Source organism: Streptomyces sp. NPDC050509, from assembly GCF_044457965.1.
GTDB lineage: Bacteria > Actinomycetota > Actinomycetes > Streptomycetales > Streptomycetaceae > Streptomyces.
This window is the reverse complement of the sequence record NZ_JBITHL010000001.1, coordinates 1,182,619-1,203,972: the sequence shown is the minus strand read 5'-3', so window position 1 is coordinate 1,203,972 and position 21,354 is coordinate 1,182,619. Positions and strand designations below refer to the sequence as shown.

Below are 21,354 nucleotides of genomic sequence, written 5' to 3'. Positions count from 1 at the left end.
ACGCCCTTGCCGGTGGTGGTGTCGAAGCCGGCCAGCCAGGGGCCGCCGCTGGCGCCGCCGCTCAGGCTACAGGGGATGACCTGCGTGCCGTGCTCCTTCTTCGCCGTACCGACGCAGCGCAGGAGCTCCTCGCCGCGCTGCGGGCTGGTGGCGGGGTAGCCGAGGGCGGATACGGTGCCGCCGACGGTGCGGTTGAAGGCGATGTCCTGGCCGCCGACGACATCGGTGAGCTTTGCGGCCCTTCTTGTCGGTGTCGACGGTCAGGGCGGCCAGGTCGTCGGTGGAGTCCGCCACCCAGGCGCGCGGGGTGGCGGCGCTGCGGACCGCGAACGTGCCGTACGGCATCCTCCCCTTGCTGTAGCCGGGCACGAACACCATGTCCGTGCTGGTGTTGTAGGGGGAGGAGCCCCGGCGCACGCAGTGGGCCGCGGTCATCACGGCCGACTTGTTGGCGCTCTTCACCGCGGTGGCCGTGCACCAGGTGTCGGCGCCGTTGGCGTTGACGAAGAAGAGCCTGCCCACCGTCTTCAGAGGGGTGCCCCGGTACGGCTTGGCCTTCGGCCCGGTCGGCCCGAGGTCCACCGACTTGCCGACGGCCTTGACCCGCGCCGGTGTCCAGTGGGCGAGGGCTCCCTTGCGCTCCTTGGCGGTGTACTTCAGGACGGAGACCGGGTCCGCCGCGGCGGCACGGGCCTGGCCGGTCACTGCCGTCGCCGGGAGCGGGGCGGTGAGGGCGAGGGCCTACCGGCCACGACGAGTCCCATGGCCCGGCCACGAAGGCGCCGGATCACGGAAGAGGATGTCTCGGACACAGCAGATGTCTCCTCGGCTGGTGCAGGCGGCGGACAGGGGCTGTCGGCCCGCTCTCGAAGAGCCGGACCCCGCCTGTTCGGTTGCGCTGTCGACGATCTGTGACACAAGTGCGCCGGACACCCCGACGGGGCACAGGGGCGAGCGTTGTCGTGGTTCAGCGCACGACGGCCTCCTCGTGCTGTGCCACCTGACCGGCGTCCAGCTCCAGGTGCGTACCGGTGAAGCGGGCGCGCATACGGCGGTCGTGGGTGACGACGACCACCGCGCCCCGATAGCCGGCCAGTGCTCCTTCCAACTCCTCGACCAGGCCGGGGGAGAGATGGTTGGTGGGCTCGTCCAGCAGCAGCAGGTCGACGGGGTCACTGACCAGACGGGCCAGTTCGATGCGCCGCCGCTGCCCGTAGGACAACTCGCCCACCCTCAGGCGCAGATCGGCGGGGCCGAACAGACCGAGGGACAGAAGGTGGTCGGTGTGCTCGTCCAGGTCGCCGCCGCGGCCACGGGCGAACGCCTGGGGAACCGTCAGGCCGGGCGGCCACGGTGTTTCCTCCTGCCGCAGATGCCCGACCCGGCCCCAGGTGCGCACCGTCCCCTCGTCGGGCCGCAGCTCCCCCGCCAGAACCCGCATCAGCGTCGTCTTGCCCGCCCCGTTGGGCCCGGTGACCAACAGCCGCTCCTCGCCGCCGATCCGCAGCGACGCCACGTCCAGCCGGCCGCCGACCCGGACGCCGGTGAGTTCCGCCGCCTGCGGCACCTTCCCTTCGGCGGTGGTCATGCGGGCGGCGAACACCAGCGGGTCGGGCGGCGGCGCGACGGGCCGGTCCGTCAGCCGCTCCACGCGCTCCTTGGCGTTACGGATACGGGACATCGCCCCGTGCCCACGGCCGCGGGTACGGAAGCCACCGTGGCCGAACACGGCGAACGGCAGCTTGCGCGGGATCGCCTCCAGCCGTACCACGTTCGTGGCGGCCAGCCTCCGGTTGCGGGCCAACTCCGCGCACCAGTCCGCGTACTGCCGCAGACGGCGCCGCCGTTCGGCGGCCTTGGCCGCGAGATAGCCGTCGTAGCCGTCGCCGTAACGCGTCACCCTGCCCTCACCGATCTCCAGGATCGTGGTGGTGACCCGTTCCAGGAACACCCGGTCATGAGTGATCGCGAGCACGGTGCCGCGATGCGCCCGCAGGTGCGCCTCCAGCCAGCCGACCGCCCGGTCGTCGAGATCGTTGGTGGGCTCGTCCAGCAGCAGCAGCTCCGGCTGGGACGCCAGCGTGGCCGCCAGCGCCAGCCGCGACCGCTCACCGCCGGACAGGGTCCCCAGGGCCCTGGCACGGTCCAGGTACGGCAGGCCGAGCCCGTGCAGAGCACCCTCCACCCGGACATCCGCCTCGTACCCGTCGCGCGCCTCGAACCGGGCGACCAGACGGGCGTAGGCGTCCAGCGCGGCGTTGAGTTCCGCCCCCACCAGGCCCTCCATCCCGGCCTCGGCGTGCCGCATCCGCGCTTCGAGGTCACGCAGATCGGCGAGGGCCAGGTCCACCGCGTCCTGGACACTGGCCTCGGGGGAGAGCGCCAGGGACTGGGCGAGATAGCCGACCCCGCCCGCCGCGACCACGGTCAACTCGCCGTTGTCAGGCCGGTCCTGACCGGCGATCAGACGCAACAGGGTCGATTTTCCGGCCCCGTTGTCACCGATGATGCCGGCCTTCTCGCCGGGCTTGACGGTGAAGGACACGTCGTCCAGCACGACATGGGCGTCGTAGCGGCGGGTGACGTTCTGAAGAGATAGTTGTGCAGCAAACATGGAGGAGTCCCCTGTTCTCGGCCAGGCCGATCGGAACGGGTCGGTGGACGCATCCGCGTACGCCGGAACACTCCGCGCGGCATGCCGGAGCAGCAGGCACCACGGGAGGAGGGGAAACGCGGATGAGAACGTGCGACGGCGGAGACGAGCTCAACGCGGGCGCACGGGGACTGTCACAGGGAACCCATGCACCACACGGTACGGCGGGAGTCCGCGCGCCTCAACCCCATTACCGGCCGGGGTCCGTGATCCGTGACCGTTGTCCGTTGTCCGTTGCCTGGGGGGCCGGGGGCCGGGGGCCGGGGGCCGGGGCGGTCACGACGCCCACGTCACGCCGGAGGCGGGGCGGATGGGACGACAGGTGATCGATAGTCTGCTCGCCGATCAGGCGAACGACAACCGTGGCCACCACTCCCCGGAGACTCCCCAGGGGGCGTCGTGAGCACTGATCGGTCCGATGGACTCCGACACAAGCGCAGGTGAGAAACGGTATGTTCACAACCCGGCCGACTCTCCAGGGCACCTTCGGCATGGTGTCCTCCACGCACTGGCTCGCCTCACAGTCCGCGATGGCCGTCCTGGAGGACGGCGGCAACGCCTACGACGCGGCCGTCGCCGCCGGCTTCGTCCTCCATGTCGTGGAGCCGCACCTCAACGGCCCCGCCGGCGAGGTGCCGATCATCCTCGCCCCGGCCGGCGGCGAGGTCCGCGTGCTCTGCGGGCAGGGACCCGCGCCCCGGGGCGCCACCATCGAGCACTACCGCTCCCTCGGGCTCGGCCTCGTCCCCGGCACCGGACCGCTCGCCGCCGCCGTGCCCGGCGCCTTCGACGCCTGGATGGTGCTGCTGCGCGACCACGGCACCAGGTCCCTCGCCGAGGTGCTGCGGTACGCCGTCGGATACGCCGAGGACGGCCACGCGCCCGTCGAACGGATCGGCCTGACCGTCGAGACCGTCCGCGAACTCTTCGAGACCGAGTGGACCTCCTCCGCCGACGTCTACCTCCCCGGCGGCAAGGCGCCCGCCCCCGGTGAGCTGTTCCGCAACCCCGCGCTCGCCGCCACCTGGAGCCGACTGATCGCGGAGGCCGAGGCCACCGGAGCCGGCGACCGTACCGCCGAGATCGAGGCCGCCCGGGAGATCTGGCGCACCGGCTTCATCGCCGAGGCGCTGCTCGCCCAGTCCGACCGCCCCACCATGGACACCAGCGGCGCCCGCCACACCGGCACCCTGACCGCCGCCGATCTGGCCGACTGGTCCGCCCCGTACGAAGCGCCCGTCACCTACGACTGGGACGGCTGGACCCTCTGCAAGGCGGGCGGCTGGAGCCAGGGACCCGCCTTCCTCCAGCAGCTCGCCCTGCTGCCCGCCCGCGCCGCCGACCTGCCCCGCTACGGCTCGGCCGACTACGTCCACCTCCTGGTGGAGGGGTGCAAGCTCGCCATGGCCGACCGGGAGGCCTGGTACGGCGACGCCGCCCCCGTACCGCTCGACACCCTGCTCTCCGAGCCGTACAACGCCGCCCGCCGCGCCCTGATCGGCGAGCGGGCCTCGTACGAACTGCGCCCCGGCAGCCCCGACGGACGCCGGCCCGTGCTCAGCGACCACGTGCGCGCCGTCGCCGCGGGCGAGCCCGGCTTCGGCGCGCCGGGCGTCCCGGCGGCGGGCGCGGGCGAGCCCACCGTCGCCAAGGACGGCGCCACCCGGGGCGACACCTGCCACCTCGACATCGTCGACCGCTGGGGCAACATGATCGCCGCCACCCCCAGCGGCGGCTGGCTCCAGTCCAACCCCGTCGTCCCCGGACTCGGCTTCCCCCTCGGGACCCGCCTCCAGATGGCCTGGCTCGACCCCGGCCTGCCGAACTCCCTGACCCCCGGCCGCCGCCCCCGCACCACCCTCACCCCGTCCCTCGCCCTGCGCGACGGCACCCCCGCGGTGGCCTTCGGCACCCCCGGCGGCGACCAGCAGGACCAGTGGCAGCTCCACTTCTTCCTCGCGCTCGCGCTGCGCGCCCCCGTCCGCGGCGGACTCGACCTCCAGGGCGCCATCGACGCCCCCAACTGGCACAACGACAGCTTCCCCGGCTCCTTCTACCCGCGCGGGATGCACCCGGGCAGCGTCACCGTGGAGGAGCGCATGGACCCCGGCGTCATTGCGGAACTGCGCCGCCGCGGCCATGACGTCACCGTGGGGGACGCCTGGTCGGAGGGGCGGCTCTGCGCCGTCGCCAGGGACCCGGCGACCGGCATCCTCTCCGCCGCCGCCAACCCGCGCGGCATGCAGGGATACGCCGTGGGCCGCTGACCGGCCGCCCGCTCCCGCCCCTCCCCGGCCGCCGGATGTCAGCGGTCCATGATTGGCTGGACACATGGTCGACGACTCGGTGTACGGAACGGTTCCCCTGCGCGGGACGGCTCAGGCCGTCCAGGTCTCCGCCGTGGAGGAGGCGGTACGCAAGGCGGCGGCGGCCGAGATCATGCCACGCCACCGGCGGCTCGCCGCGCACGAGATCACCGAGAAGAGCGCCCCGCACGACCTCGTGACCATCGCGGACCGCCGCGCGGAGGAGCACCTCACCGCCGCCCTCACCGCGCTGCTCCCCGGCTCCGCCGTGGTCGGCGAGGAGGCCGTCCACGCCGACCCGGCGCGGTACGAGGCGCTGCGCGGCGAGGCGCCCGTATGGATCGTGGACCCGGTCGACGGCACCCGCCAGTTCATCCGCGGCGAGGACGGCTTCTGCACCCTGGTCGCCCTCGCGCAGGGCGGCGAGCTGGTGGCGTCGTGGACGTACGCGCCGGCGCTGGACGAGATGGCGATCGCGGTACGCGGCCGGGGCGCCGTCCTCGACGGCGTCCCGCTCCGCCCGGGACCGCCCGACGAGGCCGCGCCCCTGCGGGTCGCGACGTCCCACCCGGACTACACCACGCCCGAGCAGAAGCGCGCCCTGCTGGGACTGCGAACGGAGGGGATCGACGCCCGGCCCTGCGGCGCGGCGGGGTTGGAGTACCTGGCCGTGGCGCGGGGCGCGCTCGACGCGGTGGCCTTCAGCTGGGAGCTGGCGTGGGACCACGCGGCGGGCCTGCTGCTGGTGACGGAGGCGGGCGGCGCGCACGCGACGCTGACCGGGGAGCCGTACCGCATCACGGGCGGCAACGCGCTTCCGTTCACGGCCGCCAGGGACCGGGCCACGGCGGAGCGGGTACGGGAGCGGCTGCTGGCCGGCGTCTGAGCGGGGGAGCGGGGTCCGCGGGTGGGCGCGGGGCCCGTCAGGCGGGACAGGTACGTCAGGTGCGCGCAGGTCGCCGCCTCACGCGTCCCGTACGGTCTCCAGCACGGCCACCGTCTCGCGCACCAGCGCGGCGGCCTCCGCCACCGCCTCCGGGGCCGGCGCCGCCAGGGCCCGCGCGACCCGGTCCGCGAAGTCCCGCGGTGTGTCCGGCAGGGCGGCGGCCACCGCCACGGAGCCCTTCTCGTGGAGACACCACACCCGGTGGTGCGCGAGCAGACCCTGGACGAGGACGCCGAAGGCCCGGGACAGGCACAGCGACACGAACAGCGGGTCCCGCACCCCCGCCCGCGTCACCTTACGGGCGGCGGCGACCGAGAAGTCCGCCTCCCAGACGGCCCCGGTGAGCGCGGCACGCAGCGGCTCGGGATAGCTCCCCGCCGCCGTGCGCAGCGCGGTCAACTCGCCGTGCGGATCGGCCAGTACGCGGCAGAGCGCGACCTCCCCGGCATACGCGGGCGACCAGAACCCGAGTGGGTGCCCCGGCTGCGTGCCCACCTCGTAACGGCCCTGACGGCACTCCTCCCAGACCCGCTCCACCCGGTCCAGGTCGCGCAGGATCCAGTCCACCGCCGCCCCGTCCACCCTCAGCCAGGCGCCCCCGTCGACCCAGGGGCCCCAGCCGCCGGGGCCCGCGACCTCGACGGGGGAGCCGGTCACCTCGGCGGCCAGCGCCGCCAGCGCCGGTACGTCCAACGCGCCCCGGTAGTAGACCCCCAGGTCCCAGTCGGAGCCGGGGTGGTGCGTCCCCCGGGCGCGGCTGCCGCCGAGCGACACCGCGCGTACCCCGCGTACCGAGGCCAGCCGGGCGGCCATGGCCAGCACCTTCGCGTCCGTCGCCCCGTCCCCCGCCTCGTTCGTCGCGTCACTCGTCGCGTCATTCATCGTGTGCGGACCGTACCCGCCTTCGGGCTGTCGGTGCCCGGGAATATCCTGGGCTTCCTTGTCACCGGCTGATGAAGGAGTCCGAGGTGACGTCGATGCTCGATGCCGTCGTCGTGGGGGCGGGACCCAACGGGCTGACCGCCGCCGTCGAGCTGGCCAGGCGGGGGTTCTCCGTGGCCGTGTTCGAGGCCAAGGACACGGTGGGCGGCGGGGCCAGGACGGAAGAGCTGACCCTCCCCGGATTCCGCCACGACCCCTGTTCCGCCGTACACCCCCTGGGGATCGGCTCGCCCGTCTTCAAGACCATGCCGCTCGCCCGGTACGGCCTCGACTGGCTCCACCCCGACCTGCCCATGGCGCACCCCTTCGACGACGGGACGGCCGCCGTGCTGTCCCGCTCCGTCGCCGAGACGGCCGCCTCGTTCGGCCCGCGCGACGCCGGCGCGTACCGCCGGCTCGTCGCGCCCTACCTCGGCAAGTGGGACACCCTGGCGCGGGACTTCATGTCCCTGCCGCTGACCGCGCTGCCCCGCGACCCCGTCACGCTCGCCCGCTTCGGCCTCACCGGACTGCCCCCGTCGACCTGGCTGACGCGCCGCTTCCGCGACGAGCGGGCGAAGGCCCTGTTCGCCGGGCTCGTCGCCCATGTGATCGCCCCACTCGACGGCCTCGCCACCGGCGCCGTCGGCCTGATCTTCGCCCTCGCCGCGCACGCGGGCGGCTGGCCCGTGCCACGCGGCGGCTCCCAGTCGATCTCCGACGCGCTCGCCGCGTACCTCCGCGACCTGGGGGGCACGATCCACACCGGGTACGAGGTCAAGCGGCTGGACGACCTGCCGCCCGCCCGCGCGTACGTCTTCGACACCTCCCCGACCGCGCTCGCCAGGATCGCCGGCCTCGGCAGGGTCTACGACGGCTACCGCTACGGCGCGAGCACCTTCAAGATCGACTATGCCCTGGACGGGCCCGTCCCGTGGACCGCCGAGGAGCCCCGCCGCGCCGGTACGGTCCAGATCGGCCCCACCAGCGGGGAGATCGGGCTCGCCCTGCGCCAGGCGTCCGGCGGGCAGGCGCCCGGCACACCGTTCCTGATCACCGCCCAGCCCAGCCTGGTCGACCCCTCGCGCGCGCCCGAGGGCAAGCATGTCTTCTGGGCGTACGGCCACGTCCCCAACGGCTGGGACGGCGACCTCACGGACGCCGTCGAGCGGCAGATCGAACGCTTCGCGCCCGGCTTCCGCGACCGCGTCCTGGCCCGCGCCACGGCGGGCCCGCCCGAGCTGGCCGCCCGTAACGCCAACTACGTGGGCGGGGACATCGCGTGCGGCGCCGCCTCGGGGCTCCAGCTCATGCTGCGCCCCAAGATCTCCCTCTTCCCGTACGCCACCGCCCACCCCGCGGTCTTCCTCTGCTCCTCCGCGACGCCGCCCGGCCCCGGGGTGCACGGCATGTCCGGGCACAACGCGGCGAAGGCCGTATGGCGGCGGCTGCGGGCCCAGGGCTGAGCGGGACCGGGGGCGGGCGGGACCGGGGCGTCGTCCGCCGGGCGGGCTGCCTCGGCGGTGGCGGCGGCCGGGGGTGGCGGCCGGGGGTGGTGTCGGCCGACGGACGCGTCGGTCAGACCTGCGGGACCTTGAGGCGGTCCCAGCTCGCCTTGCCCGGGATGCCGTCGGCGTCGCCGCCCTCGTACCCCAGCTTGCGCTGCCACGCGGCGTACGAGGCGCGGTCGGCCTCCGACCAGTCGGGGCCAGGACCGACCTGATACCGCCCGCACCCCTCAGCCACCAGCCGCTTGCCCATCGCCGTGACGACCGCGCTGTGCCGCCCGGCCGCGAAGAACGCTGCCCCGGGGAACGGCTCGTACGTGGCCGGGGGCTTGGCCGGGGGCTTGGCCGGAGGCGTCGAGGGGCCGTCGGGCTTGCCGCCGAGCCGGTTGCCGATCCGGCTCCGCATCGAGTCCATCGTGAAGCCGCGCGGATCGATCTTCCCGGGCTGCCACTCCTTGTGGCCGATCACCGAACGCTGACTCCAGCCGTGCGCACGGCAGATCGCCGCCGCGGCCTTCTCGATCGCTTCGAGCTGGGCGGCCGGCCACGGGTCCGTACCGTTGCCGAGGTTGACGCACTCGAAGCCGTAGAAATAGCGGTTGCCGTCGGTGTTGGCCTCGTTGTCGGCGGGCAGCGCCGTCTCGTTGATCACCGCGCGCAGCACGTCGTCGTCGCCGAGACCGGCGTGGTTGGCCCGGCCGTTGCCGACGAGATGGACCGAGCCGTCCTTGGCGATCACCCCGTGGCAGAGCGGGCCCGGCAGCGAGGAGTGGCCGTTGTAGCAGAGTTCGACGGAGCTCTGGGTGCCGGAGGTGACGGTGTGATGGATCATCACCCCGTGCATCGGACCCCAGGCACCCTTGTGGTTGCGGTTGTGGGTACGCCAGCTCCGGTGTTCGACGACGGTCAGCCCCTCGTCACGGAGGGCTTTGAGCAGTCTGGCGGCGGTCAGAGGCGTGGCCATCGTGGTGCTCCTTCACGGATCTTCCGGTGTGCTGTGTGCCTTTTGCTGTGAGCTTGGTGCGTGCTGCCGTGTTCTGTCGTGCGGGCTGCTCCGCGCGCGCGGCGCGTCGTCAGTTCCCCGGCTGTTCCTCGCTCCCCGGCGCCTCGGTGGCGGCGTCGGTGCCGTCGTCGGCGGGCCGCGCCGCCGCGTCGGCCGCGGCGCGTTCCGCCGCCACGGTCTCCTCCTCGGCCGCGCGCTCCGCGGCCAGTTCCGCCTCGCTCGCCGCCGGGACCGGCACGGCCAGCGGTCCGAACGCCAGGCGCAGATCGGTCACCGCGCTCTCGCTGAGCACCCAGGCCAGCGGTGCGTAATGCGTCCCGATCCCGTGCGGGGAGCGCAGCAGCGGCCGGCGCGCCGCGTCCGTCGGCCACTCGACGTCGCCCGTGGCGGTACGGGCGGCAACGGTCCAGAAGTCACCGGAGCGGTAGGTCTTCCCCGGTTCGAAGTACACGTGGACGCCGTCCTCCAACGGCAGCCAGCCGCCCTCCTCGATACGCAGCGCGCCGCCGCGCGTCCTCCCCGCACCCTGCTTCGTGCGGCCGGACCCTCCCGTACCGCCGCTCCCGGTGTGGCGCGAGACCGGCCGGTGGTCCCAGCGCCGCAGGAACGGGTGGAGCTCGGGGCGCCGTCCGATGTGACGTTCCGGTTCACCGGAGAGCCGTACGCGCCGGCCCGGCAGGTCGACCTCCTCCACCCGCAGCAGCGGCAGCGTCTCGCCCCGGCCGATGGCACCGGTGTCGGTGAACTCGACCAGGTCACCCACGTTCAGGTCGAGCTTGTCGTCGCTGCCGAGGGAGGCCAACTCCACCCACGTACCGTCGAGTTCGTCGACGGCGAAGGTCACGGAGCCGTTCTCCCGCGACCACTTGAACGTCGCCTCCTTCGCCGTGCCGCCCTCGTGGATCTCCACGCGGTACATCTGGTTCTCCGGCCCCCGGTAGCGGGCGTCCGGCTTCACCAGGCACGGTTCGTCGTCCGCGTGCTCCGGCCGGCGGCTGCGCGCCGCCATCCGGGCCGTCGGCGCCTGCGCCGCCACCCACCGGGCGAACGCCGCGCGGACCTCGTCCTGGCTCTGGGGCGATCCGTCGGCCGTCTCCAGCTCCAACTCGGCGCCGGGCAGCGGCAGCACCTGCCAGACGACCTTGATCCTGGCCGCCGTGTCCGGCAGCGCGGAGCCCAGCGCCACCTCGCGGAGCAGCGGGTCCTCGGCCGCCGTGACCGAGCGCTCCCACACCTTCAGGTAGGCCAGATAGGGGAAGTGGGCGGGCAGCCGGTCGCCGGGACGCTCCGGGTCGCGGTACGCGTCCGGCTGGTCCCAGTACGTCCAGCCGGCCGGCGGCTCCGACGCGGCGGGCGCCGGGGCCCCGTCGCCGTCCTGGCCTTCGTCGTCCTCGGCGGCGGGCTTCCCGGGCTCGTCGTCCACGACCGGGACGCCGGGCTCGGGGCGGCTCGCGTCCAGCAGGATGCCGTCCACGTAGTAGCGACCGCCCCCGATCGTCAGGTCGTCCAGCTCCCGGCTGCCCGGCACGAAGCCCACCGCGAAGCCGGTGGCGTCGCGCGGTCCGCCGTGCTGCCCGATCAGGTCGGCGGCGACGGTACGGGCCTGGGCGAGCTGGATCGCGGCCTGTTCGTTGGCGTCCGCGTCGAGCTGGACGCGGCCCTGCTGCGCGATCACGGCCGAGTAGCGCCGCTCGGGCCTGAAGGTGTCACGGGAGATGTCTGCGTGCATGGGAAGGGGTCCCCCTCGGAAGTTCGGTATGACATGGGGCGGTGGGTGCGGAGGCGGGTGGGAAGGCGGATGGGGCGGAGCGGCGGTCGGTCGGTGGGTCCGTGAGTGGGTACGTTCGGGCGGCTTTCAGGTGACGCGGAAGATGCCGGCGTCCGCACCCGCCGGGGTGTACTCGGCGAGCCGGGACCGCAGGCTGTCCAGGCGCTGCGGCTGGTACAGGTCGTGGAAGGCGCCCATCTCGGAGCCGTCCTCCGCGCCCCGCCCGATCTCCTCGGCGCACCCGTCCGCGAGCTGCCCGTACGCGGGCGTCCCGTACCGCTCGCTCGTGAACAGCGGCCGTACGAGCTGCGCGTTCTCCCGGCCCACCAGATCGGGCTGGCAGCGGTGGCGCCGCGGGGTGCGCGAGCCGGGCGGCACGTACGAGAACCGCATACAGCCGATACCCCGCCGGGCCACCCGGACCACCCCCGTGAAGATGCTGTTCTCGGCGGTCTCCACCGCGTGTGTGTGGATCTCGCCGATCACCGTGGTGCGGTGCGCGTGCAGGACGGCGTGGGCGTGGCGGCAGTCCGGCGCGGACAGGGCGGCCCGGTCGTGGCCGGTGGCGTCGAGGACGCTGTCGCGGATGTGCAGGGCCAGCGGGTCGTGCCGTACCTCGTCGCCGATCACCTCGATGGTGCCCAGGACGCACCGCTCGATCGCCACGCACGCGGTGGTGCGGTCCAGCACCAGGCTCGGTTCCTCGGGGGAGTGCGGCGCGCAGTGCGGCTCCAGCGACCAGCCGGGCACGAGCGTGCAGTGCCGCAGGACGAGCGTGCCGACCGGCCCGGAGACATGGAGACCGCGTCCGGTGATCAGCAGACCGTCCAGCACGATCCGCGGCGCCGCGGGACGTCCCGGCCGTCCCGGGCCGCCGCCCGTGCGGTCCCCGCCGCCGTCGTCGCCCTCACTGTCCTCCCTGGCACGGATGTTGAGCGCGTCGGGCCGGTTGCTGTACCAGTCCAGCAGCCGGATCACCGGCCGCGCGCCCTCCGCCGCCCGTACCTCCAGGCGGTCGCCGGGATCCAGCTCGAAGTCCAACTGCTCCTGGTACGCGCCGCTGTGCGTGATCTCGATGACGCCGTCGGGGCCGCAGCGCCCGCCGCGCCGGTCGTCGCGCCACGCGCCGTACGCGTCCATGATCCGCTGGTACGTACGGCCGGGCCCGACCTGGTAGACCGTCGCCGTGACCGGCGTCTCTCGGTCGCGCGGGTACTCGCCGCCGCCCGTGTCGTCGGAGAACGCGGTGTGGTAGCTGACCCACACGCCCTGGCGGGGCGCGGAACGCGCCCCGAACGCGATCCGGCCGAGCACCGGGTCGACGGCCACCTGCCCGCGCGCGGGGCGGTAGCGCCAGTCGGTCAGGTCCGCCACGACGAGGTCCGACAGCGGCACCGGCTCCTTCCCGCCGTCGCGCCGGATCGTGAAGCTCTTCCCCGGCCCGTAGTAGTCCACGAGCCGGTCCGCGAGCTGCCTGCGGCGGATGTACGCGGGTACGTGGTCGACCGTCGCGACATGGGTGGGCGACGGCTCGGGCACCGGCTTGGTCACCAGCGGGGTGTCATTGCCGAGGATCGAGAACGTGTAGAGGTTGCGGGCCCGGTCGACGCAGTACGCGGGCGCCGCGGTCACCTGGTGCGGCTTCAGCCGCCACACGAACAGCCCTACCCCGGCAGGCGAGTTGCCGCCGGCGCGGCGCGCCGAGCCGGCCCGCCGTACCTCCGCCGTCCGCGCCACCGCGCCGAAGGGACCGCCCGCCAGATCCAGCGCGGCGCCGTCCCGTACGTCCGCGAGCCGGCCGCGCTCCAGGCGGCGGGCCCGGGTGGCGTCGGTCGCGGCTCCGTACAGCTTGACGGGCTGGTGGTGCGCGACGAGCCGGGAGAGCTCCACGGCCCGCGACGGCCAGCCGGCCACCCCCGTGGCCAGCTCCTCCAGCAGGGCGAGGGTCCCCTTGCGCCGCCTGTTGGCGACGGTCGCTGCGACATCGCGGCGCGGCGCCAGCGCCTCCGCGAGACGTTCGCGCGCGTCCACGTCGTCCCGGGCGCCGAGTCCTCGCGCCGGTACGCGCTCGTAGCCCGGCAGCGGGGTGTGGCCGACCAGATCGCCGAGATACGGCAGCACCCACGGCGCCGCGGTCTCCACGAACCAGTCCTCGTACCCCTGCTCGACCCCGTCCCGTACCCGGTCCACCTGTTCGGCGATCACCGCGAGCAGCGCGCGCAGCGGCTCACCGTCCTCGGCGTCGCGCAGCCGGTGCCACTGCGGAAGCAGCTCCGCGAGCCCGTCCGGTTCCCTGCTCATGCGGTGACCTCCGTCAGAATCAGTGTGTCCGCGACCTCCGGCGTCAGCACGGCGAGCTGCGCGGGCCTGATGCCCCGGAAGACCACCACCACCCGCCCCTTCGCCAGCCGCCGGGTATCGGTGATGTCCGGGTTCAGGCACAGCAGTTCGGCCAGCGCCATGCCGTACCGCGCGGCGACCAGGGTGAGGGTCTCGCCGTCCGCCGCGGTGACGTGGTGGGTGTCCACGTCGTACGTGGCGGACCGCGCCGGGACCGAGGCACGCGGGCGGCTCAACTCGCCCGCGAGTCCGGCCAGTCCGTCGGCGGTGACCGACGCGGGCACCCCGGTGAGGACATCGACGTCGACATGGTCCACACCGGGCACCCGGTGAGCGGTCGCCAGGACCTCGGAGAGCTGGACGGGACGTCCCAACTCCCGCCGCCCGCTGCCGAACGCGTACAGCAGGGTCTGCCGCAGCCGGGGCTCGACCACGCTCCAGGTGTGGTCGGGGGCCACCTTCACCCGTGCCGCGAGCAGCAACAGCACCAGCTCACGCACATCGACCCGGACCGGGAGGCGCGCGTCGCCGTACCGTACGAGCGAGGAGCGCAGCGCGCGCAGCACCTCGGAGTCCTCGGCGATCGCGATGTCGTCGGTCCCCGCGACCGTCAGATGCAGCACACGGCGCCGGCCGTCGAAGATCTCGCGGGCCGCCGCCCGGCCGATGCCCGCCCGTGAGCGCGCGAAGTCCTCGTAGTCCTTCAGGGAGACGAGACGGTCGAGCGCGGAGACCGCGAGAGGGATCGTACGGCGGGTCAGGCCGGGCCCGTCGCCGTCCGCGCCGCCCGTCGCTGCCAGCGGATTGGTCACGGCGGTGATGCCCAGCGGACGGGTGATCGCCTGGGTGATCCGGTGCGCGGGAACATTGGCGGCGCGGCCGGTGCCGAAGCGGTAGCGGGCCCGTACGTTCTCGTGCCCGGTGGGCAGCCGCGCCCCGAACACCCCGTCGCCGAAGGTCACCGTCGGGTGCCCGTCCGCGTCCGTCCCCGACACGTACACCCTGTCCCGCGGTCCATGTCCGGCCAGGCTGTCCACCTCGTGCCAGAGCAGCCCGTCGACGCGCACCTCCAGGGTCGGGACGGCGCCCAGCGGATTGTCGGCGGGCAGCCAGGTCAGCGGCGACTGCCAGAGCGTGAACGACTGGTGGATCCGCTCCGCGTCGCCGTTGCCCAGCGGCTCGTCACGGCTCTCGCCGCGCGTCGCCGGGACCACATTGCCCTGGACGCGCACCGTCTCACGCCGGTAGCGGTGGGCCAGATCGGCCGTGAGCGTCAGCGTCGTACGGACATGGTCGCCGGGCAGCAGCGGGTCGAGACGCTGCTCCACCGCGGCGATCACCGCCGTCTCGGTGCCCCGCACCCCGGCCGTACCGGGGATGTCGGTGCGCTCCCCGGACACGACAAGATGGCGGCCGGGGGTCAACCCGTCGTAGAGGGAGGCGAGTTCCAGCTCGTTTCCGTGCACGTCCGCGCCCAGCGGCTCGTCGGCGAGGCGCAGCGGCTCGCCGCCCGTGTGCACGACGGTGTCCCGGATCGTGGAGAGCAGCACGTCGTGCGCGTCGAGCCACGGATCCGCGAGGGTCAGCTCGGTGCCCCGCCCCGTGATGCCGTAGTCGGTGTACACGGCGGTGCGTACGGCGGTGACCCTGGTCGCGACGAACGAGAGCTTCGGGTCGCCGGGGATCCCGTCGGGGCCCGTGGCGCCCTTGCGGGGACGCTCGACGGCGACCCAGCTCCCGACCGTGACGCCGTCCTGCACGGAGTCGAGCGGCAGGAGGTGACGGCGGGGCTGCTCGGGGACGGTCGCGATGCCGATCTCGACATTCGCGGGCTCGCTGCCGCTCGCGTAGCGGACGGTCAACTCGTAACCCTCGTGGGCGATTTGATGGCGCTCGCCGGGCGCCAGTGACCACTCCTGCGGCTCGTCGCCCCGGACGGTGACCCGGACGCGCCCGTCGTCCCCGGGAAGGGAGACGAAGAGGGTTCGCTCGGGGAGACCGGGCAGCAACCGGGCGGTGAAGCCGGGCTGTTCGGGCTCGGCGCGGTCGCCACTGTCGCGGCTGTCGCCGTTGTCCGTTCCGTCGCCGGTGCTCGGCGCCGGGCGGCTGCTCAGGGCGACCTGGCCGGGACCGAGGTCGACGGTCTTCTCGGCGGGGAGGCTCTCCGAGGTCTGCACCGAGGAGCCGTGCTCCGTGTGCTGGAACTCGGCCCGCACCTGCACCTTGCCCGCCGTGTCGAACACCACCCGCACGGTGGTCAGCGCCGATCCGGTGAGCGGCCAGTCCGTCTGGCGGATGACCCGGCCGCGCTCGTCCTGCACGGGCTGGAGCGGCGCCGTGGCCCCGAAGGGGGCGGCCGTCACCCGCAGCGCCTGGAGTTCGCGCAGCAGCGGGACGGTGACCTCCATGGCGGTGGCCGCCGGGGAGGCGCTCCGCCATGCCGTGTACAGGCCGTCCGCCACCCGTGGATCGAGCGCGGCCAGCAGGCGCGCCCCGAGGTCGGAGCCGGGCGCGAGGAGGTGCCCGGGGTCGTGCGACGGTGCGCGGCGCCCGGCCGGCGGCTTCGCGGCGCGGGTGCGCAGCGCGGGGAGTACGGAGCCGAGCGCCCGCAGGGCGGCCCCGGTCGTGGCGCCGGGGGCGGCGGTCCGGCCGGGCTGGTTGGGCTGGGCGGACTGGTCGGGTTGCTGCGGCTGTTCCGGTAGGTCGGTCTGCTCCGGTGGGTCGGGCTGTTCGGGTTGGTCGGGCTGGGAGGTTTCCAACTCGGCGGCTCGTTCGGCCAGTTCCCCCACCACTGCGGCCAACTGCTCGAACCAGGCGGCGACCTCCTCGTAGGCGGCGGCCACGGCTGCCGCCTCGACCATGCGCTCGTGCGGATCCGTGAGCCGCCGTACGAGCCGCGCCGGAGTGGTGATCCCGGGCAGATCCGCGCGCAGCGGCGCCAGCACCTGGTCGTCGAAGTCCGAGATGATCCGGCTGACGGGGCGTGGATTGGGGTTGTCCGGGGCGGGGTCGCCGTCCTCGGTCTCCCGGTCGTCCTCGGTGATCCACTCGCGCAGCTCGGCCACGAGTTCGGTGAGCGAGGGCGGCGGGGACAGCGGCAGCGCGATCGCCGTCACGTCGTCCTCGCGGTCGATCCGGACCCGCGCGACCGGCAACAGCAGCCGCTGTCCGCCCTGCCCTTCGCCCTGCCCCTCGCCCGGGCCCGCCGCCGTACCGAAGACGAACAGCAGCTTGTCACCGGTCCGGAGCGAGGTGTCGGTCCCCGCGACCTGGATCTCGGACCGCTTCCGCAGATCGTCCGCGGTGAGCAGCGCCGGCCGGCGGCGGCGTACCGCCAGTTCGTTCCAGGCGGCGCGCGCCGTGAGGTCCGCACTGGTCTCGAACGCCTGCGACTCCTCGTCCGCGGTGGCGGGCACACTGTTGGCGCGCGCCCCACGGGGGATCAGCACCGGCAGGTCCTCGGCGCGCGGATCGCGGTCCAGTGTGTACGCGAGGTGCGTGTCGGCGGCGATGCCCGGCCGGGGCCGGTGCCCGACCAGCCGCCCGAGCAGCGCCAGGGAACGGTGTTCGTTCGCCGTGCGCAGATACCCCTCGTCGGCCGCGCGCTCGCTGTGGAACGTCAGCAGATCACCGACGACCGCCGAGGCGTCCAGCAGGCCGATCGCCGGGTCGTCCGGTGTACGGACGGTCAGCCCGCGCAGCGCCGGATAGGCCGGCGAGGCGAGCCGGTCGAGCATGGCCGCGAGGAACGAACCGTACGTTCCCACACGGTAGTTGAGCGCGGTGCGGCCCGGCGGGTTGTACAGCGGCTCGGGCGCGTACCGCTCGTCGTGGCCACCGCCACCGCCAGCGCCACCACCAGCGCAGCCGCAGCCGCAGTCGGTTCCGGGGATGCCGCTCATCGGGCACCTCCGCCGAGCTCGATCGACAGGCGGCCGTTCTCGGGCCGGTCGGGGTCGTTGTCGCAACGCGCGATCTCCAGCGGTCCGAGCCGCAACACGCCGTCCTCCAGTGCGGTGTCATCGAGAGGGTCTCCGTGGAACAGCCTGCGCAGCCGGGTAACCCGGACGCTCTCCACGCCCTGTACACCCGCCGCCACGGCCACCAGCCGGCTCAGCCGGACCGGATCGCCGAAGGACAGCGCGTCAGGATGGAAGAAGCCCAGTCCGCCGCCCGGCAGCCGCCGGCTGCCCAGCAGCCGGTACAGCTCGGCCAGGATCTGCCCGTGCTGATGGCCCGGTGCGGCACACACCGCGAGGCCGACATCCAGCGGTACGGTACGCGCGGGCCCCACCACCAGATCGTGGCCGATCCGGCGGAAGCTCTCCAGCGCGTACGACACGGAGGCGAGCAGCTCGGCGGAGGGCTCACCGGACCCGAGCGCGTCGACGGCGACATGCGCCTCCCGCACACTCCCGGTCCACCGGATCTCCGCAGCCGCGCGCTGCACCCCGGGCAGGGCCGCCGCCAGCGCCGCGTAGTCCTCGGCGGTGACCGCGCGCAGCCGCGCACGCTTCAGATCGAGCGGCGCCAACTGGCGTACCTGGTCGACGGGTTCGGGATCGGTGCCACCGACGGCGGGCAGCGGATTGCGTACCCCGCGCACCGACGTCGGATCCTGGTCGCCGGGGGAGTTCTCGGCGGTCTCCGGCGCGTCCGGATCACGGCACAGCACAAGATGGTTGATGGCCTCGGCCCCGACATTGCCCGCGGTCCCGCCGCCGAGCCGGTAGCGCGGCTCCAGCCGGGCGCCGGGCCGCGGCCGGGCACCGTACCGCCCGTCGCCGAAGCGCAGCGCGATCCGCCCGTCGTCCTCCAGCTCGCCCACGAAGTGCCGGTCCCGTGGCCCGCTGCCGAGCAGATCCCGGCGTGGCGCCCAGAACGCGTCGCCGTCCTTCACCCGTACCGCGGGCAGAGCGGCCCGCGGGTCCTGCACGAGGGCGGCGGCGGGGCCGTGCAGCACCGGATCGGCCGGGTGCAGCCCGACCGCGTACTGCGGGCCCCAACTGTGCTCGATCTCCCAGGAGATGGAACCGTCGAGCACGGCTCCCGCGCGGGCCCGCGCGCTCAGCACCTCGATCCGGCGCAGCTTCGCGGCCAGCAGCCGTTCACTGCGATGCAGCAATTCCCGCAGCGCGCGCACCGGATGGCGGCGCAGCTCGAAGCGTTCCAGCACCCGCAGCCCGAACAGCACGGTCAGTTCCCGGACTTCCGGCTCCGAGAGTCCGTCGTGGTCGCGGGCGCTGCGCCACAGCTCCACGAGCCGCTGCCGCGCGTGGCCCGGGATCGCCGCCAGCCGGTCGGCCTGTCCCGCCGAGACATGGCAGGGCTCCGGGAACGGTACGGACTGGACGACGGGGGAGCGGTGCAGCACCGGCCGGAAGCGCGGCGCGATACCCGGGTAGGTGACCTGGGCCAGCAGCGCCGCCAGCGCCTCGGCCTGGGCGTACGCGGTGCCCGGGACGACCTTCTCCCGCTTGCGGCCCGCCTGTTCCAGCCCGATGCCGACGCGTTCCGTGGCCGCGTCGCCGACGACGGTGAACAACTCCCTTACCTGGTGCGGCGTGAGGGCCTGTCCACCCCGCGTTCGGTCGAGAAGGGAGTTGAGGAGCATGGCGGGTGCGTTGCCCTGGTCGGGCTCCCAGCAGCCGAATCCGGCGGGCGTACAGGACCCGGGAACGGCGGGCGCGGGCGGCACGACGATCGTCTCGCCCGTACCGCCGTCGCCGCAGCCACCTTCTCCGTCTCCGCCTCCGTCACTGGCGCCGAAGGCCAGGGACCGGCCGTGGTCGACGAGCACGACATTGCCGCGCGCCACGCTCACGTCCTCGACCGGCTCGCAGCGCGGTCCGCCGCGCGTGGCGAGGCGTACGGGGAAAGCGAGCGCGTCCCGCGCCGCCCACGTCACCTCCAGTACGGGCTGATCGGCCAGCCGGTCCACGGCGGGGGTGACGGACAGGAGCCGTACGGCCTGCCGGTGCGCCGGGTCGGCGTCACCGGGCGTACCGGTGCGCGCTCCCCGTACCTCCTCGATCAGCAGCAGATCGCCGGGCGACAGATCCAGCGCACGCGCCGAGCACTCCTCGTCCGTCCACGCGTCCCGCAGGGTGGCGGAGACGGCGCCCCGGGGCAGCGAACACACCTCGCTGCCCCAGGTCCAGAAGCGGATGGTGTTGTGTTCCGGCCGCAGTACCAGCGGCGCCGTGTCCGTTGGTGCGTCCTCGGGGACGACCGGCTCGAAGATCTCCACCGACCCGCGCTCCTCCAGCACGGCCAGTTCCCGGTCGTCCAGGACGGTGCCGGTCTCCGGCCGGTCGCGCGGCCCCAGCCGCCGGAAGTCGACGGCCGCGAAGCGGAACGTCCCAGGAGCCAGCGCCAGTTCACGTACCGTCTCGACCGCCACGAACGCCCGTGCGTTGACACCGTCGTGCATCGGATAGTCGATGAGCCGTACATGCCGGCGCACCGAGACCCGGCGCCGGGCCGTGTCGAGATAGGCCTCCGTGGCCACCGCGTCCTGCTGGTAGCTGATCACATCGGCCGTGTGGGCGAGGAGTTCGACCAGGGTGGTCCCGAGATCGGCGGCGTTGCGCTCGACCCAGCCGGGCGTGGTCAGCGCCAGCCGGTCCAGGATCACCTTGCGGATCGAGTCGTAGTCCCGCGCCACGTAGTCGATGAGGGGCGCCGCGCCGACGCCGGGCCCGGGGTGACCGTCCGGCGCCTCGTCCACGTCCACGCAGTCGAAGGGCGTCGGGCAGCCCGCCCGGAAATCGAACCCGGCGGAGAAATACCGCTGGTCGAAGCCGGGGAACGGCTCGGTGCCCGGCCGCCCGTACGGGTCCGTGTCGACGAGGGAGAGCCGGTAGCGGGAGGTGTCCCCGGTCCGGTCGAGCGTGACGAAGAGCCGGTCGTCGAGCTCCGGATCCTCCTCGCGCTCGACGGAGACGTCCACGGCCTCGATGCCGGTGATCCGCCGGCCGCCGTCGATCCGTACGTTCTCCGGACACACGCCGTGCGGAGCCTTCCCGAGGAAGGTGACGGTGAGCGTCAGCCCGTCGTCACCGACCTCGACCGCGTCCACACCGCCGAGCCGCGCGGCCCGTACCCTCGCGCGCCGTCCGTCCGTCCGGCACTCCACCTGGCCTTCGGGCCCGCTCATGCCGGACCACTCCCCTCGAACACCTCGTCGCGCCGGCTCGCGGTGGAGCGCACCACGTACCGCAGATGCACCCGCACCACGTTCTCCTCGCTGATCACGTCCAGGGCCTCCACCTCGATCAGTTCACCCAGCCAGCGCTGGAGCGACGCCTGCACCGACAGCTCCACCGCGGAGGCGAGTTCGGGGCTGTTGGGCGTGAAGACCAGATCGAGCAGCCCGCAGCCGAAGTCGGGGCGCATCACACGCTCACCCGGGCTGGTGAAGAGCAACTGCTCGACGAGGTCGCGCACATGGTCGTCGTACGCGGCGTGGGCGGTACGCCCCCGGCGGTCGACCCGGAACGGAAAGGCGATGTCGCTCCGTACGGTGCCGTTCCTCATCGCGAGTTCACCCCCCGGCTCGTCGGCGCGGTCACGACCGGCGGCCCCTGCGGCACGAGCGCGGCGCTGAAGCAGAGCGCGGACGTGCTGTCCAGCAGCACGGGCGAACCGTCGATCCGTACGCTGTCGCCGCCGTGGCCCGGCGTCCAGCGGACCGTGACGCACGGGTACGGCACACGGTCCACGGTGTGCCGGCAGCCGGTGACGGTGAACGTGTCGGTCGCCGCGGGCACGGGCAGGCCGTCGAGCCGTACACCGGACGACGTGCCGGAGGCGGGCGTGACCCGGCCGCCGTGCGGACAACTGATGGCGGAACCGGTGGTGATGAGATTCCCGGACAACATGTCTCTCCCCGTCGCAGTGCACATCG

Annotated in this window: 13 protein-coding genes; 3 read left to right on the top strand and 10 right to left on the bottom strand. The window is 73.8% G+C overall.

The annotated features are described in order from the left end of the window. Positions 1-66: 66 nt before the first annotated feature. Positions 67-705, bottom strand: a complete 639-nt coding sequence (locus ACIBJC_RS04540) for a trypsin-like serine peptidase (RefSeq protein WP_399287618.1) — start codon at positions 703-705, stop codon at positions 67-69. Between the two features lie 262 nt (positions 706-967). Further along, on the bottom strand, positions 968-2,614 hold the full coding sequence (locus tag ACIBJC_RS04535) for a TlrC/CarA/OleB/SrmB family ABC-F type ribosomal protection protein (protein WP_399287616.1): 1,647 nt from the start codon (positions 2,612-2,614) through the stop codon (positions 968-970). A 491-nt stretch (positions 2,615-3,105) separates the two neighbouring features. Between ACIBJC_RS04535 and ACIBJC_RS04530 the strand changes: the two genes are divergently transcribed. Together ACIBJC_RS04530 and ACIBJC_RS04525 are read left to right on the top strand one after the other, a co-directional pair. Continuing rightward, a complete protein-coding gene (locus ACIBJC_RS04530) occupies positions 3,106-4,920 on the top strand; it encodes a gamma-glutamyltransferase family protein (protein ID WP_399287613.1) in 1,815 nt (604 codons plus the stop codon). A gap of 64 nt (positions 4,921-4,984) precedes the next feature. Further along, positions 4,985-5,845: an inositol monophosphatase family protein gene (locus tag ACIBJC_RS04525; RefSeq protein WP_399287610.1), complete on the top strand. Its 861-nt coding sequence runs from the start codon at positions 4,985-4,987 to the stop codon at positions 5,843-5,845. Between the two features lie 78 nt (positions 5,846-5,923). Here the strand turns inward: ACIBJC_RS04525 and ACIBJC_RS04520 are convergent, their stop codons facing one another. Continuing rightward, a complete protein-coding gene (locus ACIBJC_RS04520) occupies positions 5,924-6,718 on the bottom strand; it encodes a nucleotidyltransferase domain-containing protein (protein ID WP_399288145.1) in 795 nt (264 codons plus the stop codon). A gap of 155 nt (positions 6,719-6,873) precedes the next feature. Here ACIBJC_RS04520 and ACIBJC_RS04515 point away from each other — a divergent pair, with 155 nt between their 5' ends. Then, a complete protein-coding gene (locus tag ACIBJC_RS04515) occupies positions 6,874-8,292 on the top strand; it encodes a phytoene desaturase family protein (RefSeq protein WP_399287608.1) in 1,419 nt (472 codons plus the stop codon). Positions 8,293-8,404: 112 nt separating this feature from the next. Here the strand turns inward: ACIBJC_RS04515 and ACIBJC_RS04510 are convergent, their stop codons facing one another. The 7 genes from ACIBJC_RS04510 to ACIBJC_RS04480 form a co-directional block, all read right to left on the bottom strand. Continuing rightward, on the bottom strand, positions 8,405-9,298 hold the full coding sequence (locus tag ACIBJC_RS04510; RefSeq protein ID WP_399287605.1) for a peptidoglycan-binding protein: 894 nt from the start codon (positions 9,296-9,298) through the stop codon (positions 8,405-8,407). Between the two features lie 109 nt (positions 9,299-9,407). Further along, positions 9,408-11,066 (bottom strand): DUF6519 domain-containing protein, encoded by a 1,659-nt coding sequence (locus tag ACIBJC_RS04505; protein ID WP_399287603.1) that lies wholly within the window; start codon positions 11,064-11,066, stop codon positions 9,408-9,410. A 126-nt stretch (positions 11,067-11,192) separates the two neighbouring features. Then, entirely contained in the window at positions 11,193-13,406 is a 2,214-nt protein-coding gene (locus ACIBJC_RS04500; RefSeq protein WP_399287600.1) for a hypothetical protein, read from the bottom strand. Next, positions 13,403-17,347, bottom strand: coding sequence for a putative baseplate assembly protein (locus ACIBJC_RS04495; protein ID WP_399287598.1), 3,945 nt, complete (start codon positions 17,345-17,347; stop codon positions 13,403-13,405). Before ACIBJC_RS04495 ends, ACIBJC_RS04500 begins: the two co-directional genes overlap by 4 nt. After that, positions 17,344-20,604, bottom strand: coding sequence for a putative baseplate assembly protein (locus tag ACIBJC_RS04490; protein WP_399287595.1), 3,261 nt, complete (start codon positions 20,602-20,604; stop codon positions 17,344-17,346). Before ACIBJC_RS04490 ends, ACIBJC_RS04495 begins: the two co-directional genes overlap by 4 nt. Further along, complete coding sequence (locus ACIBJC_RS04485) at positions 20,601-20,984, bottom strand: GPW/gp25 family protein (RefSeq protein WP_399287592.1); 384 nt, start codon at positions 20,982-20,984, stop codon at positions 20,601-20,603. The genes ACIBJC_RS04490 and ACIBJC_RS04485 overlap by 4 nt, the downstream gene beginning before the upstream one ends. Continuing rightward, positions 20,981-21,328 (bottom strand): hypothetical protein, encoded by a 348-nt coding sequence (locus tag ACIBJC_RS04480; RefSeq protein WP_399287590.1) that lies wholly within the window; start codon positions 21,326-21,328, stop codon positions 20,981-20,983. Before ACIBJC_RS04480 ends, ACIBJC_RS04485 begins: the two co-directional genes overlap by 4 nt. Between the last annotated feature and the right edge of the window lie 26 nt (positions 21,329-21,354).

Coding starts and splice junctions, on each gene's coding strand:
- ACIBJC_RS04505 (WP_399287603.1), bottom strand. CDS start 11,066: ATGCACGCAGACATCTCCCGTGACACCTTCAGGCCCGAGCGGCGCTAC.
- ACIBJC_RS04510 (WP_399287605.1), bottom strand. CDS start 9,298: ATGGCCACGCCTCTGACCGCCGCCAGACTGCTCAAAGCCCTCCGTGAC.
- ACIBJC_RS04520 (WP_399288145.1), bottom strand. CDS start 6,718: ATGGCCGCCCGGCTGGCCTCGGTACGCGGGGTACGCGCGGTGTCGCTC.
- ACIBJC_RS04525 (WP_399287610.1), top strand. CDS start 4,985: ATGGTCGACGACTCGGTGTACGGAACGGTTCCCCTGCGCGGGACGGCT.
- ACIBJC_RS04490 (WP_399287595.1), bottom strand. CDS start 20,604: ATGAGCGGGCCCGAAGGCCAGGTGGAGTGCCGGACGGACGGACGGCGC.
- ACIBJC_RS04535 (WP_399287616.1), bottom strand. CDS start 2,614: ATGTTTGCTGCACAACTATCTCTTCAGAACGTCACCCGCCGCTACGAC.
- ACIBJC_RS04530 (WP_399287613.1), top strand. CDS start 3,106: ATGTTCACAACCCGGCCGACTCTCCAGGGCACCTTCGGCATGGTGTCC.
- ACIBJC_RS04485 (WP_399287592.1), bottom strand. CDS start 20,984: ATGAGGAACGGCACCGTACGGAGCGACATCGCCTTTCCGTTCCGGGTC.
- ACIBJC_RS04480 (WP_399287590.1), bottom strand. CDS start 21,328: ATGTTGTCCGGGAATCTCATCACCACCGGTTCCGCCATCAGTTGTCCG.
- ACIBJC_RS04500 (WP_399287600.1), bottom strand. CDS start 13,406: ATGAGCAGGGAACCGGACGGGCTCGCGGAGCTGCTTCCGCAGTGGCAC.
- ACIBJC_RS04495 (WP_399287598.1), bottom strand. CDS start 17,347: ATGAGCGGCATCCCCGGAACCGACTGCGGCTGCGGCTGCGCTGGTGGT.